The sequence below is a fragment of the bacterium genome (assembly GCA_035505375.1).
Taxonomy (GTDB): Bacteria; Hydrothermota; Tepidihabitantia; order Tepidihabitantales; family Tepidihabitantaceae; genus UBA2258.
On sequence record DATJQV010000003.1, the window covers coordinates 26,183 to 41,580 of the forward strand.

Consider the following 15,398-nt stretch of genomic DNA (forward strand, 5'->3'; position numbering starts at 1 on the left):
GAGCACGCCTCCCCGACTGCGAGGCGCTACCAGATAACCTTGACGCCGTATTCCCGGAATACCGGGTCGGCTGAGACAAGCGATATGCGCTCGGTAAGCGCCTGCGCTGCCAGCAGCCGGTCAAAGGGGTCGCGGTGGAGGAACGGGAGCTTCTCGACCGCTGCGGCATGGGGCCAGTCGATTGACAACAGGTTGAACCCGTCAGTCAGTTTCTCGGCCACGTACTCTTCAACCGAGGCCGGCAGCACGAGCCGCCCGAGGCTCGCCTTGATCGCCATCTCCCAGACACTGGCGGCGCTCAAGTAGAGTTCCGCGCCGTCGGCCTCAAGGGCGCGGCGGGCACGTCGGCTGAGGCGCGGGTCACCAGTCACGAACCACAGGAACGCATGCGTGTCCAGCAGAAGCTTCATTCCGAGTCCCGAGACAGGAATTCGCCACCAGAGCACGAAGACACCAAGGTGAAAGATGAGGGATGAAGGACGAATCGAGAAATGGCGCGGCCCGGCCTCGGCCTTGGCGGTTGTTTCTCCGTTCCTCTCCGAGCCATCTGCGTCATCTGCGGTTGTCCTGTCCGCACCTTGGCGTTCTTGGAGGTTGAGCTGCCGGCTTCATTTCGTGTACGGTTCCATTTCCAGCAGCGGCTCATCGAAGTCGGCCCCAACCGTCACCCGCCCTTTGTCGGAACCGAATCGGGGGCGCCCGCCCGGCCGCGCCAGCGGACGCAGTTCCGCAACCGGGCGGCCACGCTTTGAGATGCGGTACACCTGCCCTTGTCGAACTCGCTCCAGCAGTTCGGACAGGCGCGTCTTGGCTTCAAAGGCCCCGATTGTCTTGGTCTTCATATGAACTAGTCTATTGAACTGGTTGGTTGGGTCAAGCGCAGCGCCCGCCAGCGTTACGGATGCCCGAGTTCTTTGCGCCTTGGTGCCCTTGTGGTAGGAATCCGCCCCGTGGCGGCTAGTCTTCGATTACCACAATTGCGGTGGCGTAGTCCGGCAGGTGAGAGATGGAAACGTGGACCTTTCGGCCCGCGAGTATTCTCTCGGCGCGGCCGGTGACTCTGATGGTCGGCCGCATCCGTTCGTTGTCGACCACGTCAATCTCAGTCCAGCCGATTGCTCCGCGCAGCCCGGTGCCAAGGGCCTTCGAGAACGCCTCTTTGGCCGCGAACCGGCCCGCATAGGATGGGTATTTGTCGCCGAGCGTTTCGCAGAACCGGACCTCGGCAGGCGTGAACACCCGATTGCGGAACCGGTCTGGGTACCGCTCGAGCGCAGCCCGCACACGCGCTACGTCAACCAGGTCTATTCCAACTCCGAAGATGGCCATCAGGAGAAGTAGGATGAGAGATGGAAGATGTGAGATGTAAGACGGAAGGAGCCGGAGATGTATGATGTCAGATGAGAGATGTTCGATGTGAGAAGTGCGGATTCCCGAAGAGGCTCGCGGTGACAGGGGGTACGCTTCGAATATGAGATGTTAGATGTCAGAAGTGGCACCTCTCGACTTCGCAGTCACCAAGGCCCTTACGAGTATGCTGACCAGTTCGTTGGCTTCGCCTACAAGTGACGTGACGCACTCGCCGGTCACGAGACGGGAACGTTCCACCAGCGTGAGCCAGTAGTGTGCCTCACGAAGCTCCTTCAAGACAATGTGCATCTTGTGCACAAAGTCGGCTCGGCTCTCCGCTCCTCTCGACTCTTGGTAGTTTGCGCCTGCCGAACAGGCAGCTCGAACAAGCTGATTCGCCAAGTAACGACCCGAGGCCGTTCGCCCCATGCGGTTGGACAGGGCGAGGACGTTGGTAGCGAAGTCGAGCAGCCTGCCGCTGATTTCCTTGCCGGGTCCTTTGACTTCTAACATCTTACGTCTTACATCTGACTTCGGTTCTGTCCCATCCGCGCTTCTGACATCTCTCATCTAGCATCTTACATCTGACTTCCACTGGAGTTCAGCCTCTCCACAACCGGTATCAGCTCAAGCACATCACTAATCTCAAAGTCAGCACCCGAGACCTTCGTCCCGAACTCGTCGCCGTAGCGGGCGAACACCGTCGTCATGCCCAGGGTCTTGGCGCCGGTGATATCGCGCTCGGCCCAGTCGCCGACCATGACTGCTTCATCGGGCCGCACCTGCAGCAGCTCCAGCGCCTTGCGGAACGGCTCGGGCGCCGGCTTGCGCACGCCCGTATCATCGAAGGTCACGACCGCGTCGAAGAACATGTCCACGCCGAGTTGAACCAGCCGCATCCAGACCTGCATCCGCGGCGCGTCCGACACCACGGCCAGCTTGAGGTGCATGCGGAAGAGCCTGAGCAGCGCCAGGCTGACGTGCGGGTAGGAGACCAAGGCTCCCTCGCGGGCGCGGCGGTAGGCGACGATGCCGGCGGCGAGTATCCGGTAGTCGACATAGCCGAGGACCTCGTGCAGCAGGTCGTCAAATACCTCCTGATACTCGATGCCTTCCCGGTCGTAGATTTCGTATATCTTCTTGTGCGCCTGCTCCGCCGTCAGGTCGAGTCCGGCGTCGATCATCGCAACGATTGCCGCATCCACGGCTGCGTTCTTCCACTTCCGGAAATCGACGAGGGTGTTGTCGACGTCGAACACTACGGCCTTGATCACGGCATCAAACCCGAAGCACGAAGCCCGAAATCCGAATCAAGCTCAAAGCCACAAGTGTCCAGGCCTGCCCGTCTTCGACAAGGCCGCTCCTACTTGTACCAGTCGGTCATTCGGGCTTCAATCGTCATTAGGACTTCGGATTTCGGAATTGCCGGCGCAGCCGGCCGTATGTCTCAGACAGGTGTTCGCTGATAACCTTGGTCTCGGCCAGCAGCGGCATGTAGTTGACGTCGCCGAGCCACCGCGGAACGATGTGGACGTGGACGTGTCCGGCCACACCGGCACCGGCGACGCGGCCGAGGTTCGCGCCGACATTGAAGCCCTGCGGCCTGAGCCCTCGGCGCAGAGCGGCGAGTGACTTCTGCACCAGCCGGAACAGCTCCGCACCCTCTTCGGCGCTGAGCTTCTCGAAGGTCGCGACGTGCCGGTTCGGCGCCACCATCAGGTGCCCGTTGTTATAAGGGAATCGGTTCATAACGATGAATGCGTGCCGGCCGCGATGCAGGATCAGTTTCTCCCGGTCGTCCTTCGCTTTGAGCAGGTTGCAGAAGAGGCAATGCTTGCGCCCGGTCGAGTCCTGTCCGCCCGCGCAGTAGATGTACTCAGCTCGCCAGGGCGCCCAGAGCGTCTTCACAAGGAGAATGGTGAATAGAGAATAGTGAGTAGAGAAAAGTCCCGCAGCCTGCTTTCACTCTTCATAATTCAGTATTCACAATTATCCGAACAGCCCCATCTGCGTTCCCGGTGCTGCGTCACGCGCGGCCGGAGTCGGTGGCACTCCGGGCAGGACCTGGATGACACCGAAAACGCCGTCGTAGCCGGCGGTCGCCTGCACTTCACCGCGTCGCATGCGTTCGATGCCCAGTGCGACTCTGTCGTTTGAGTTGTTCTCGATATCGGGAATCGGTGAGTTGAGGAGTATCTCGAATTCACTGCCGAGCGCGGCCACCATCGTCTCGTACAGCTTGCGCACCTGCGCCGTGTCCCGACCGACGCCCAGCGCCTCGCCGATGACCTCTTCAAGCGGAACGACGTGTTTGTACGGGATCACGTCGGTCGGCACTTCCTCCGGCTTCCGGTCGGCGAGTTGCTCGACCCGGTGGAGCACGCCGATGGTGAGTTGCCGGCCGCAGCCCGGGCAAAGGTTGTCGTTCACGAGCGACTGGGCCGGGGCAAAGCTCACGTTGCAGGCGCGGTGGCCGTCGTAGTGATACTTGCCCTCTTCGGGAAAGAACTCGATGGTATAGAGGAACCTTTTCCGGTCCTTCGTCTTCAGGACGTCGCGGATGGCATCGTAGGAGAGCTCACAGTCAAAGACGTTGGCCTCGCGGCCCAGCCGGCCCGGCGAGTGCGCGTCCGAGTTGGAGATGAGCGTGCGGCTGTCGAGCGCGGAGAGCCGCCAGTTCATCGGCGGGTCGCTCGAGAGCCCGGTCTCGACCGCGAATATCTCCTTGGACAGGTCGCCGAAGCACTCTTCGATTGAGTCGAACCCCGAGTTCGAGCCGTAGAGCGAGAACCATGGGGTCCAGATGTGCGCGGGCACGAGGAACGCGCGGCCATCGATCTCAAGCACTTTGGCCAGCAGGTCGTAGCTCGAGAGGCCGAGCGTCGGGCGGCCGTCCGATGCAAGCTTGCCGTACCCGTCGAGCCAGGCCGTCAGTTTGTCGGCGGTCTCGAAGCCCGGAACGAAAACCATGTTGTGAATCCGGCGCAGTCTGCCGCCGGCGCTGTAGATGCCGCTCAGCTCCACGTTCAGGATGAAGTACGTGTCGTCGTAGGTGAAAAGGCCGGCGCCGGTCGGCTTGAGGTGCTGCTTGAGCGACTGCATGTACTCGGGGTGAGTGAAGTCACCGGTCGCGACCAGCTTGATGCCCTTGGTCTTGGCCGCAGCCGCGATGGCCGGGATGTCCATGTCGCGGCTCGTCGCGCGCGAAAAGCGGGAGTGAATATGCAGGTCAGCGATGAATTGCATCTGTGCTCGCCATTCTAGTCTCGGGCATGGCCAAGTCAAAGAGGATGTGGGCGATGTCTACGGTTGCACGCGTCGGATTGGCGCCTTGTGGCATTCGGACTTGATTGGTCACTGGGAATTGGCAATTGATCATTCGCTTCTAGCGTGCCGCAATCATCATCCGCGTGGTGTGCGGCCCCGGCTTGATGAAGGAACCGTGCTGGAAGAAACGGACCTCGGTGAAACCGGCGGCCCTGAGACAGCGCTCGACCTCCTCCGGGTGGTACGCCCGTTCCTGGTGAATCTCTTCGAACCGCTCGGGTGCGCCTCCCGATTTCGGCTGCTCCCAGAACGTCAGGTGCAGGGTTGAGACACGGGTCTCCTGGTCGTACTCGTGCTGCCATATCGAGTGGATCTCGCCGACGTCCCGGGCGGTCGTCCGCGTGCCCCAGTAGTCGGCCAGCCCGTAGACCGTGTTCATGTCGAAGATAAAGAGCCCGCCGGGCAAGACCGCCGCCCTCACGCAACGGAAGCACCGGACCAGGTCATCCTCGGTCAGCAGGTAGTTCATGCTGTCGTAGAGACAGATTGCTCCTTCCAGCGGCTCGGGAACAGCGAAGTCGCGGATGTCGGCGTGGATTGTCGCTACCGGCAGATTCCCACGCTTCGACTCCAGCATTGCCAGCATCTCGGGCGAGCGGTCCACTCCGGTCATCCGGTATCCGCGCCGGGCGAGAATCAGGGTCGGGATGCCCGTGCCGCAGGCAAGGTCGAGGATGGTCTTCGGGTCGGAGTGGAAGTGTCCAAGGACACGTACGACGTAGTCCGCCCACCCGTCGTAGTCAACGTACTTGGCCATGAACTTGTCGTAGTGGCGGTGGAAACGGCTGAATGGCTCGCGCATCATGGCCGGAGCCAATATAAACCGAACCACCCTGAAGTCAAGCGCACGGATTGCTTCTCTGCCTTCCTGCATCCATAATCAGTCACTGATGGCGCGCGAGCCAACCCGCGGTCGGTCGATTGCGCTGCTGCTCGGCGGTCTCGCGCTGCTTTCCTGCCGCAAGCCGGACTACTTCCCGCTCAGGGACAACCTGGATTTGCGCTTTGCGGCCGCCGGATACGAAGTCGTCGGGAGCGACTCCGTCCGGACCGAGAGCCTGACCTACGCGATTGCGGTGGCGGGTTCGACGACGCAACCCGGTCTCGGCCGAGTCTGGGAAATCCGCGTCACCCGGAACGCTGAACCATACCTCTCTCTTTTCCTCCGCAAGACCACCAACGCGGTGTTCGTGCTGCCCCGGGCTCAGCCGGACGAAATCGAGCCGAGCTCGGACTGGCTGAAGCTCATCGAACTGCCGCCGCGCGAAGGCGCCCTCTGGTACGGCGACGCAGAACGCTCGGTCTCGTTCGAGGTGCTGCAGCGGACGGATGTGGAAACCGCGGCCGGCCGCGCCCGCAACTGCTTCCGCATCCGGATTCACGCGGACGAACCGTACCTGACGGACTTCTGGCTTGCGCCCGACGTGGGCGTCATCCGCTGGACGCGCCGCCTCTCGGCATCGCGCTTCGAAGTGGCTGAGCGGGTTCGCCGCTGAGGCGCCGTCGCGGCCGGCGCCAGTGGAACCGGCCCACATTCTTGCGCTGAATCGGTTGACATCGCACTCGAGATTCGTATGCTATTGGCGATGGATCGTATGACTCCGCAATCGCGGGTCAGCTTGACGAACCTCCTGCTGCCTCCACTGCATGACATTTGTCCGTTCCGTAACCTGTCCGCGTCGGATCGGCTGGCGTGGGCTATGCACTAACCAAAGGAGGTGCGAATGGTGAAGAAAGCGAAGAAGGCGGTCAAGAAGACAGCCAAAAAGGCCAAGAAGAAGTAGTCTTCGACCGCCGACCATGCCGCTGCGCACGTCGCGGCGGCATGGCTTTTATGGAGAGACCGCGGTGGGACGCCCGGGCCGCTGCCGGCGCGAGCGCAACGCCGCGGTCATCGCTATTGGCTGCGGCGCGGCGCGGGCCGGCCCCGGCTCAGGAACGGGGCAGGCACGGCCGTCGTTATCGTCGAACCGTCGCTGAAACGGAACTGGAATGACTTGCCGACGACGCTGGCCTTCGCGCTGGTGCCCACCGGGCTGACGTGGAAGTCGAGCAGGACGAGGTGGATCTGCTGCGTCAGTCCGGGCGCTATCGTCACCGGCGCGAAGTAGAGCGTATCGCCGGCGCCTTTGCCGGACGTTCCGCCGGGCAGGGGGAAGCCGATGCCTTCGTTTCCGGCTATCTGGAAGTCCCTCAAGTAGGCGGAATCCGGGGTTATGGCTGCCATCTCGAGCCAGTTGATGGTGTCCTCGACCGTCCCGTCATTGCCGATGTTGAACGTGAAGCCTGAACTGTCCGATACGTGCTGAGCCTGGCCGATCATCACCAGGTGCTTCCACCCCACGGCGTTGATGCTGCCCGTGTTCCTGAGGTCATGGTGGAACTTGGGCCAGGGTGAGGTCGCGAGCGGGCTGGTCCCCTTGAGCGCGTAAAGGTAGCCGTCTTCGCAGGTGAAATAGACGGTGCCGTCGGCCCCGATGGTGGGCGCCGACTGCACCATCCCGTCGGCCTGGTATTGCCACTTGAGCGTACCGTTGGAATTGAGCGCATAGAGGCACGAGTCGCCCGAGCCGAAGTAGACGGTGCCGTCCGCGGCGATGGCCGGCCCGGAGTAGACCGGCCCGCCCGTCGGATATTGCCATTTGCGGCTGCCGTCGGCGTTGAAGGCATAGAAGGAATCGTTCAGCGACCCGACGTAGATTGTCCCGCCGGTCCCGATGGCCGGGGCCGACAACACCGAACCGCCGGTCTGGTGCTGCCACTTGAGCGTGCTGTCCGGATTGACCGCGTACAGGGCGCCGTCGGTCGACCCGATGTACACCGCGCCGTCGGTGTCGATCGCCGGAGCGGACCGGAACTCGCCGCTCGTGGTGTGGGTCCACTTGACCGTGCTGTCCGGGTTGAACGCAAACAGCACGCCGCCGGCCCCGACATAGACCGTGCCGTCCTCGGCAACTACCGGCGATCCGTACACGTTGCCGCCGGTCGCGTGGAACCACCGGAGGGAACCGTCGGCGTTCACCGCATAGAAGTTGCCCTGCCACGTCCCGAAGTAGATTGTGCCGCCGGCCGCAATCGCCGGCGCGCCCGTTATCCTGTGGCTGGAGATGATCCTCCACTTGCGCGACCCGTCGGAACTGAGCGCGTAAAGACTGCTGTCGTAGGAGCCGACGTAAACCGTACCGTCCGCCGCGATGGCCGGGGATGCGCGGACCTTCCCGCCGGTCTTGTAGCGCCACTTGAGCGTACCGTCGGCGTTGACCGCATAAAGGGAACTGTCGAGGGAACCGACGTAGATGGTGCCGTCGGCCGCGATGGCCGGCGAGGAGGCCGGGTAGGTCCCGTCGCCCGCGCCCACGTAGTAGCGCCACTTCCGCAGCGTATCCGGCGGCCGGACATCGATGCTGCAGGGCACCGACCACAGCGACCGCGCGTTGCCGGTGTCCTTTGCCTGGGCCGTGACCGCGTAGATGTTCGCCGTCGACCAGGCATGGCTCATCCGCACCGATTCGCCGGAAGCGACGAAGCTGCTCCAGGCGGACGTATCGCCGTCGCCCCACGCAAACCGGACGGCCACGTTGAGACTGTCCGGGTGAATGGCGACGGTCGTGAAAGTGTCGGGCGTATTCTGTACCGCCCGGCGCGGACCGGCCGGCTTGGCCGGTGCGTTGGGCGGCCGGCGCAGCGCGATCTGTATCAGGGACGCGCTGGACAGGTCGGAAGTGAGCTGCCCCTTGTCCATCGCCCAGGCGCGGACCTTGAAAGTCCCGCTGTCGGACCACGAATGGGACTGCGCGACCGTCTCGCCGCTGGCGACCCAGTCGGACCAGAACGACGTCTTCGAGTCGCCCCAGTCGAAGCGGATCGCCACGCTGTCGCCGTCCGGGTCAACGGCGGCCGTCTTGAACGTGCCGACCGAGTCCGCGAAACAGAACTGGGGTCCGGTCGGGACGGCCGGGACGTCGGGCGGATGGTTCTTCTTGCACGCGGGACCGGCGGCCAATACCAGCGCCAGGGCGGTCGCAAGCAGAGTTCTTGTCTTGTGCATCGTTCCTACTCACTTTCCTCCACCGACGCGACCCGTGTTCTTCAGGTCGTGGTGGAACTTGGGCCAGGCCGAACTGGCCAGCGGGGACGGACTCCACAGAGCATAGAGATAGAAGTCGGATGACCCGACGTACATGACCCCACCGGCCGCGATGGCCGGCGACGACTTGACCGCGCCTCCGGTCAGGTACTTCCACTTCAGCGAACCGTCGGAGTTGAGCGCGTAGACATACCCGTCGTCCGAACCGAAGAACAGCGTGCCGTCCGCGGCGATGGCCGGCGTCGTCGACACCGAACCGCCGGTTGCGTAGGACCACTTGAGTGTGCCGTCGGGATTGACCGCGTACAGCAGGCCGCCGGAGGATCCGACGTAGACGGTGCCGTCCGCTCCGATCGCGGGCTCGTTGTTCACGTTGCCGGACAAAGGGCATCCCCACCTGGCGGTCCCGTCCGGGTTGATGGCGTAGAGGGTGCCCGTGTCGCGTGACCCGGCGTAGATTGTCCCGTCGGTCGCGATTGCGGGCGGACCGGGAAAACGGCTGACGCGGTGGCGCCAGCGAGCGCTTCCGTCGGCATTCACCGCGTAGACCGTGTCGTACGAAATGAAATAGAGCGTCCCGTTCGTCGCGATGGCCGGGGAGCTGGCAATGGGCCACGACGTTGGAAACTGCCACTGCAGGGCGCCTTCCGCGCTGAACGCCCGCAGGGTGTCGTCTGAGCCGATATAGACCGTGCCATCTGAACCGACGGCCGGGGAATTGTCCGCGCGCGTTCCGACCTTGTGGCTCCACTTGAGCGTGCCGGCGGGATTGAACGCGTACAGGTAGCCGTTATCCGATCCGAGGTACACGGCGCCGTCGGCCGCGACGGCCGGCGAGAGATCAACCTGTCCGCCGGTCCGGTACCGCCACTTGAGTATACACTTCGGGCTCACTGCGTAGAGGCAACTGTCGTACGACCCGACGTAAACCGTGCCGTCCGGCCCGATTGCCGGACTGGACTTTATCTCGTGGCCGGTCTGATAACGCCACCGGACAGTATCCGGGCGGACGAAGATGCGGTGCGGGGCGGACCACTGGGACAATGCTCCGCCGCTGTCCTTCGCCTGGACGGTTACCGAGAAAGTGTCGGACGAAGACCAGTTGTAACTTGTCTGCGACGACGCACCGGAGGCGACGAAGACGCTCCAGTCCGAGGTGTCGCCGTCGCCCCAGGAAAACCGGAACGCGATGGGAAGGCCGTCGGGCTGGGAGTCGACGGCGGTGAACGCGTAGGAAGAGTCCTGCACGCCCGCATCCGGCCCGGACGGTTCCGCGGGGGTGGCGGGCGGCCGGTGTATCACCACCCGCACCTCGACTGAGCCGGACACGCCGGACGTGACCTGCTTCCGGTTCTTCGCCCAGGCGCGGACCACGTACGCGCCGGTATCCTGCCAGGCGTGGGTCATGGCAATCGTATCTCCGCTCCGGAACCAGCCGGACGAGTCAATCCCGGTGGAGTCGCCCCAGTCAAAGCGGACTGCCACGCTGTCGCCGTTCGGGTCGGTCGCAACGGTGCTGAATGTGTAGTTCACGTCCTTGAAGCAATACTGGGGGCCGGCCGGGACGGTCGGCGCGTCGGGCGCCTTGTGGCACGAAACGAACGCCGCCAGCGCCAGAACAACCGGCGGCAGGATAAACGGTCGCGTGCGATGTCGGGCCATGTATCTCCTTAGACGCTCAAGCTTCGTCAATCCGGACCTCCGCTGCCGGGTCGAGCCGGGCATGGCCGGCATTCGGGCGGATAACCTCGTCCGGGCGTGGCGCATTTCTCCTGCTGGTCAGGTGTGGTGCCGGAGCGGACGCGGCGCTGACGGTCCGCCGGTGTTGTCCCTGACTGCGGTCGTTCTTATGTTAATCCGCCGGCGGCCGATGTCAAGCTGCACCTTGACGCCATTTCTCACACTGTGCCGCCCCGACTCACCCCGGACCCGGCCGGTGCGCGCCGGCCGGCATGGTGCCGCCGGAATCCGACTAGTGTTTGCCTGATGCGTAGTCGCAGAAACTCTGCAGCCCGGAGCCGACCTTCGGACTGATGTTGCGGACGGTGGGGATGGCCTGGCGCATGAGCCCGATAGCCTGGGCCGACGTCAGCTTCTGGGTGGAGTGGATGTTGTGCTCGTTCAGGGCAACGGTCAGGGCTGCGGCGGCGCCGCCGAAGTCTCTCTTCTCAACGGCCGACCGCAACGCGTCCGTAATGCTGCCGGCTGATGTGATGCCCGCCCGGCTCAGCGCGGACTGCAGCGCGGCATAGGCGGCCTCCTCGCTCGCGACCTGCTCGGCCTGATGAACGGTGCGGCTGTTGCAGCTCACTACCATGCCGCCGATGAAGACGACGACGACCGGCAGGACAAGACGGCGCAAATGACAGAATGTGCTCATGCTTACGCTCCTCGGGTTCCCGATTGTTTTACCAGCCCGAGCCTCTCTTGTCAAGTAACTTGCCCGCGGGGAGGAAGCAGCCGACAGAGCCCACGTTGACACAGACTGTCTTCCGGCTAGTATCCTGTGCCGGTCGCAAAGGGGTCTCGCCGCCGGCATGATGCCAGACATGGCCCCATAACCGCTTGTGTCCCGTTCAGGCCTATGAGTTCGTGAGCTTCGTTTCACCTGTCTCCTAGAACCCGCAACGACCCAAGCAAAACCAGTTCGGAGGTTCGATAGTGGGTACGCGTATTTTCGTAGGGAATCTTCCCTTCAGCGCAACCGAAGACCAGCTCCGCGAGCTGTTCGCCCAGCATGGCGAAGTCGCGGCAGTCAGTATAGTGAAAGACAAGTTCACGGACCGCTCCCGGGGATTCGCGTTCGTCGAGATGAGCGCTGCCGATGCAGCGACCGCGGCGATTGCGGCCCTGAACCAGCATCCGATGGACGGCCGGCCGCTCACCGTCAACGTGGCGCGCGAGCGCACCGAAGGTGGTTCGCGCGGCGGCTATGGTCGCGGTCGCTCGAACGACGGCCCCAGCGGCAACCGCTGGTAGCACCGACAGGCCACACTGAACGGGCGGGGCAACCCGCCCGCTTCGTTTTCAGGCCCATCGTGCCTCCGGCCCGCGCCGGTCGAAAACAGACGCTGCAGCGGGCAGAGCAACTCGGAAAGTAATTCTCCGGGCAAACCGGAGAGCAACGGCCGGAGCTAACTCGGGAGCAACCCGGACAGGAACCCGCGGACTTACCCGGGCCGCAACGTTCCGACCAACCCGGAGAGGAACCGGTGGAGCAACCCGTAGACTAACCCTGAGAGCAAGTCGGAGGGCAACCGGTAGACCAACCCGTCGAATTCCGGTGGAGGTTCATCCGGGAATTGCGGTGGAGGTAACCTCCCTGTCTACTGTCTACTGAATCCTGTCTACTATCCGCGGGGTAATCCCCTGGGTAGGGGTGTCATCCGCGCGGCCTCAAGCCTAACGTCCTAAGCCACAAGCAGATAGCCCCGAAGACCGCCCCGATGTCTTCTAGCCGTATTTGTATACAAGCCCGCCCAATCCCCAATCGTCAATCTAGAATCTAAGATCGCCAGTGTGCCCGTTCGCGGTCGTGTCCAATCTACAATCGTCAATCTAAAATCTAAAATGACCATTGTGCCCGTCCGCAGCTGTGCCCAATCGCCAATCGACAATCTGCAATCCAAGATGGCCGCCATGCCCTCTCCCGCGCCATCACACAGCGTTGTAGTATTGCCCGGCCGCAGCCCCGGCTGATCATTGACGCGGAATCCGCGATCTTGGGTGCTTGGCGAAGCATCCGGGTTGGCCGTGGACCAACTCCGCGGCACCATCGGGCGTAAGTCCTATCTTGTTACAGGGCTGAGAGCGATCACGGAATCTGCGCCGCTGCCTGCGCAAGTTTCTCTTTGGTCCAGCCCGGCTGCGTGCATAAAGCGAACGCCCACTTGCCGAACTCGCCGTGCCGGTTCACGGCCCGGACCCAACGACGGGCAGCAGTTTCCTTCTGCCGGTCTTGCTCGTCCTCGTAACCCTTCACTTCAAGGATGATCTTCACCTCGCCGCCGGCTACCTTGTAGCGCACGAGGAAGTCCGGCCGGTACTCATGCTTCTGGCCCATCCATTCGTATGGGATAGTGAAGTCCAAGTGGTCATTCTTCACGTACGACACTATGCCGCCCTCTCCGGCCAACTTCTCCAGGCGGAAGGCCACGCTCTGCTCCCATCGCTCGTTATCCAGCACGACATGGCTGACGTGGCTGTTTGTCGTTCCCTTGGCCGGGCGCACCGTTCTGAACAGCACATCCCCGGTCTTGCCGACCGGCCGGAATTTCTCTATCACCGGCAGCATCGGATGCTCTCCGGCTTCCTCGTCGGGTTCGATGACTGCGGAGAGCCGGTCTACCATCTCCTGCTTGTAGCGTTTCAGCGCGATGTCTTCGAGGGGCGTATCGATATCCACGACCGCAACTTTGGTCTCCACGTAGTTCCACACAATCTGTAGCACCTGCGGGAACAGATTCTGCCGTGATCCCCAGTCGTCGTGCTTGCTCTTCAGGCGCATGGCCAGCTCAGCGGCAATCTCATAAACGGTTGCTTGGAGCCGCTTCTCCTGGTGAAACGGATTGCGGTCGTGCAGTGCCACCTTGCCAGGCCCAGAACGGTCAGGTCGGCCGACGCGATACCCGCCCGCAGGCTTCACGGCCACCCACGTTGGTTCCTTGGACGGGTCGACCATCAGGTAGGGTATGTCGTCGAGCTTCGCCCGAATCCTGCTCTTCACGTCGAACACGAATCCCTCGACTCGCGGGAACGTGATTTCAAAGCCCTTTCGTTCCTTGAGCGCCATCACAAGCGTGGACGTCTTCTCGGTAATGCCCTGCCTGACCGGCTTCTTCGTAACCGGTATGACCTCGAATGGGATACCGTACACGTCCACGTACTCCGGCTCGGAGAAGTCGTCGTAGTTGATCCTGCGCAATCCTCGCCCTACGACCTGTTCGCAGAGCAGTTGCGAGCCGAACGCTCGCAGTCCAAGAATCTGCGTGACGTTCTGCGCGTCCCAGCCTTCGGAGAGCATTGAGACCGACACGACGCAGCGCACGTTCTTGCCGGGCGGGTCGCCTTCTCCCTCCCATTCGGTCTTGCCGACAGTGTCCACGGTTTTCCGTACCGACTCCGCCGCATCGTCCTTCGACTGCCCCTCAACCGCGCTCTCGGCTTCGGCCAGGAGCTTCGAGTCGATACGGATGGTCACGTCCCCGCCTCGACGGTTCTCCAGTTCCTTCAAGACGCCGCCGGTCGCAACGTGCTCGTGCACCAGCTTGGCCAGGTCAGTGTTGTCACAGACGGCTATCATCACCGGCGGAATCGGCTGGCCATCCTCCTGCCATTGCTTTGCCTTCTTCTGCCACTGCGACGCAAGCATGGCCAGCGCGCCCTGCGCCTCGCGCAGCACCGACTCAGGCTTCGCTCGTCGCCGGGCCGTGGCCCGCTCCGACTCAGGCAGGTGCTCATTGATATACTGCCACAGCCGGAAGTACTTAGGGTCGGGCGCTCCGGTGTTATCGTCTACGGGTACGCACGGAATCTTCACGATGCCGCACTCGATGGCATCCACGAGTCCAAAGTCCGAACTTATCCACGGATATGGCTCGCCCTCCGCGTAGCCGCTGCCTTGAATGAAGAAGGGCGTGGCCGAGAAGTCGGCGCAGATGTTGATGCCGCGGTCACGGTTGATGCGGTCTAGGCCGCCAACCCAAACCGTCGCCTCCTCACGTTCCTTTGCTTCCTCCGCCGACAACCGTGCACGCTGCTCCTCGGCTAGCGGCTTGGGCCGGTAGGCGTGGTGGGCTTCGTCGTTTATTACCAGGATGTTTTTCTTGGTCCCGAGTTCCTTTAGGCTGCGCCGGCAGAATGCCGCATCGCTCTCGGCACCGCGCTGAACGACACTCCGTTTCCGGCTGTCGTCCTGCGGACTGAACAGGTGCCAATTGGTAATGAAGAACCGTCCCTGCTGCAACCGCTCCAGCATCCCGCCCGGCAGCAGGTCAAACTTGTCGTAGTAGTTCTGCTTCTGCCAAGGCAACAGCACCTTCAGCCGCTCACGGATGGTCAGGTTCGGGCAGAGCATCAGCACCGCGTCTGAGAACCGCTTGTCCTGCGGGTTCGCGAGCTTGTTCAGGACCTGCCAAGCGATTACCATTCCCATCACAACGGTCTTGCCTGACCCGGTCGCCATCTTGCAGGCGTAGCGTATGAGATTCTCGTCTTTCGGCAGGCTTAGACCCTGCTTGTCAGCCTGCGGGCCCTCTGTCAGCCATATCATGGTTTCGGTGGCCTCAAGCTGACAGAAGAACAGCTTCCGTTCGCGCTCCGTTCGTTTCCAGTGACCCAGCAGTTGCCGCGTGATGCCACTTGTCACGCCCGGGTAGCCCTTGTCCCGCCATGCTGATACCTTGTCGCGAATGCCATTCACCGTGTCGAGCGGGACGAACTCTTCCTCGAACAAGGCGGTCTGCCCGCCCTGCGTGCGCGGCTTCAGGTAGTACCCGGCTGGCCTTCGCCCATCCATCAGCACCGGCTGGCCTTCCTTGTACGTCCAATACCGGCCGGGCTTCTCGAACGGGGAGTTGAGGATTGGATTGTCGACGAGAAGTGACATTGTTCTGCTACTCCCTCGGGGAAGCTG

At 62.8% G+C, this 15,398-nt stretch carries 14 protein-coding genes; 2 read left to right on the forward strand and 12 right to left on the reverse strand.

Translation table 11 applies throughout. The features are described from left to right. Positions 1 to 26: 26 nt before the first annotated feature. The 8 genes from VMH22_00470 to VMH22_00505 all read right to left on the reverse strand — a co-directional run bounded on the left by VMH22_00470 (position 27) and on the right by VMH22_00505 (position 5,482). Positions 27 to 410: a type II toxin-antitoxin system VapC family toxin gene (locus VMH22_00470; protein ID HTW90168.1), complete on the reverse strand. Its 384-nt coding sequence runs from the start codon at positions 408 to 410 to the stop codon at positions 27 to 29. A gap of 198 nt (positions 411 to 608) precedes the next feature. After that, positions 609 to 842 (reverse strand): type II toxin-antitoxin system prevent-host-death family antitoxin, encoded by a 234-nt coding sequence (locus tag VMH22_00475; GenBank protein ID HTW90169.1) that lies wholly within the window; start codon positions 840 to 842, stop codon positions 609 to 611. Positions 843 to 957: 115 nt separating this feature from the next. Continuing rightward, positions 958 to 1,329 (reverse strand): holo-ACP synthase, encoded by a 372-nt coding sequence (gene acpS / locus VMH22_00480; GenBank protein HTW90170.1) that lies wholly within the window; start codon positions 1,327 to 1,329, stop codon positions 958 to 960. Positions 1,330 to 1,479: 150 nt separating this feature from the next. Beyond that, positions 1,480 to 1,863, reverse strand: coding sequence for a four helix bundle protein (locus VMH22_00485; GenBank protein ID HTW90171.1), 384 nt, complete (start codon positions 1,861 to 1,863; stop codon positions 1,480 to 1,482). 65 nt (positions 1,864 to 1,928) lie between these two features. Next, positions 1,929 to 2,624: a TIGR02253 family HAD-type hydrolase gene (locus tag VMH22_00490; protein HTW90172.1), complete on the reverse strand. Its 696-nt coding sequence runs from the start codon at positions 2,622 to 2,624 to the stop codon at positions 1,929 to 1,931. Between the two features lie 127 nt (positions 2,625 to 2,751). Then, complete coding sequence (locus VMH22_00495) at positions 2,752 to 3,258, reverse strand: HIT domain-containing protein (protein ID HTW90173.1); 507 nt, start codon at positions 3,256 to 3,258, stop codon at positions 2,752 to 2,754. An 81-nt stretch (positions 3,259 to 3,339) separates the two neighbouring features. Continuing rightward, entirely contained in the window at positions 3,340 to 4,596 is a 1,257-nt protein-coding gene (locus VMH22_00500) for an endonuclease Q family protein (GenBank protein ID HTW90174.1), read from the reverse strand. Between the two features lie 139 nt (positions 4,597 to 4,735). Continuing rightward, on the reverse strand, positions 4,736 to 5,482 hold the full coding sequence (locus VMH22_00505) for a class I SAM-dependent methyltransferase (protein ID HTW90175.1): 747 nt from the start codon (positions 5,480 to 5,482) through the stop codon (positions 4,736 to 4,738). Positions 5,483 to 5,567: 85 nt separating this feature from the next. Between VMH22_00505 and VMH22_00510 the strand changes: the two genes are divergently transcribed. Beyond that, positions 5,568 to 6,173: a hypothetical protein gene (locus tag VMH22_00510; protein HTW90176.1), complete on the forward strand. Its 606-nt coding sequence runs from the start codon at positions 5,568 to 5,570 to the stop codon at positions 6,171 to 6,173. A 401-nt stretch (positions 6,174 to 6,574) separates the two neighbouring features. On the opposite strand, the gene VMH22_00515 is transcribed toward VMH22_00510, so the two are convergent. The 3 genes from VMH22_00515 to VMH22_00525 form a co-directional block, all read right to left on the reverse strand. Next, positions 6,575 to 8,725: a PQQ-binding-like beta-propeller repeat protein gene (locus tag VMH22_00515; protein HTW90177.1), complete on the reverse strand. Its 2,151-nt coding sequence runs from the start codon at positions 8,723 to 8,725 to the stop codon at positions 6,575 to 6,577. Positions 8,726 to 8,734: 9 nt separating this feature from the next. After that, complete coding sequence (locus VMH22_00520; protein ID HTW90178.1) at positions 8,735 to 10,456, reverse strand: PQQ-binding-like beta-propeller repeat protein; 1,722 nt, start codon at positions 10,454 to 10,456, stop codon at positions 8,735 to 8,737. Positions 10,457 to 10,736: 280 nt separating this feature from the next. Further along, positions 10,737 to 11,144, reverse strand: a complete 408-nt coding sequence (locus VMH22_00525; GenBank protein HTW90179.1) for a hypothetical protein — start codon at positions 11,142 to 11,144, stop codon at positions 10,737 to 10,739. 281 nt (positions 11,145 to 11,425) lie between these two features. Here VMH22_00525 and VMH22_00530 point away from each other — a divergent pair, with 281 nt between their 5' ends. Beyond that, the gene (locus tag VMH22_00530; protein ID HTW90180.1) at positions 11,426 to 11,743 is read left to right on the forward strand and encodes an RNA-binding protein; all 318 of its coding nucleotides are present in this window, start codon (positions 11,426 to 11,428) and stop codon (positions 11,741 to 11,743) included. 835 nt (positions 11,744 to 12,578) lie between these two features. On the opposite strand, the gene VMH22_00535 is transcribed toward VMH22_00530, so the two are convergent. Next, positions 12,579 to 15,371: a DEAD/DEAH box helicase family protein gene (locus VMH22_00535; GenBank protein HTW90181.1), complete on the reverse strand. Its 2,793-nt coding sequence runs from the start codon at positions 15,369 to 15,371 to the stop codon at positions 12,579 to 12,581. Between the last annotated feature and the right edge of the window lie 27 nt (positions 15,372 to 15,398).

Bases quoted from the DNA above. Each gene is read 5' to 3' on its own strand.
- VMH22_00470 (HTW90168.1), bottom strand. From the start codon at position 410: ATGAAGCTTCTGCTGGACACGCATGCGTTCCTGTGGTTCGTGACTGGT.
- VMH22_00475 (HTW90169.1), bottom strand. From the start codon at position 842: ATGAAGACCAAGACAATCGGGGCCTTTGAAGCCAAGACGCGCCTGTCC.
- acpS (HTW90170.1), bottom strand. From the start codon at position 1,329: ATGGCCATCTTCGGAGTTGGAATAGACCTGGTTGACGTAGCGCGTGTG.
- VMH22_00485 (HTW90171.1), bottom strand. From the start codon at position 1,863: ATGTTAGAAGTCAAAGGACCCGGCAAGGAAATCAGCGGCAGGCTGCTC.
- VMH22_00500 (HTW90174.1), bottom strand. From the start codon at position 4,596: ATGCAATTCATCGCTGACCTGCATATTCACTCCCGCTTTTCGCGCGCG.
- VMH22_00505 (HTW90175.1), bottom strand. From the start codon at position 5,482: ATGATGCGCGAGCCATTCAGCCGTTTCCACCGCCACTACGACAAGTTC.
- VMH22_00510 (HTW90176.1), top strand. From the start codon at position 5,568: ATGGCGCGCGAGCCAACCCGCGGTCGGTCGATTGCGCTGCTGCTCGGC.
- VMH22_00515 (HTW90177.1), bottom strand. From the start codon at position 8,725: ATGCACAAGACAAGAACTCTGCTTGCGACCGCCCTGGCGCTGGTATTG.
- VMH22_00525 (HTW90179.1), bottom strand. From the start codon at position 11,144: ATGAGCACATTCTGTCATTTGCGCCGTCTTGTCCTGCCGGTCGTCGTC.
- VMH22_00535 (HTW90181.1), bottom strand. From the start codon at position 15,371: ATGTCACTTCTCGTCGACAATCCAATCCTCAACTCCCCGTTCGAGAAG.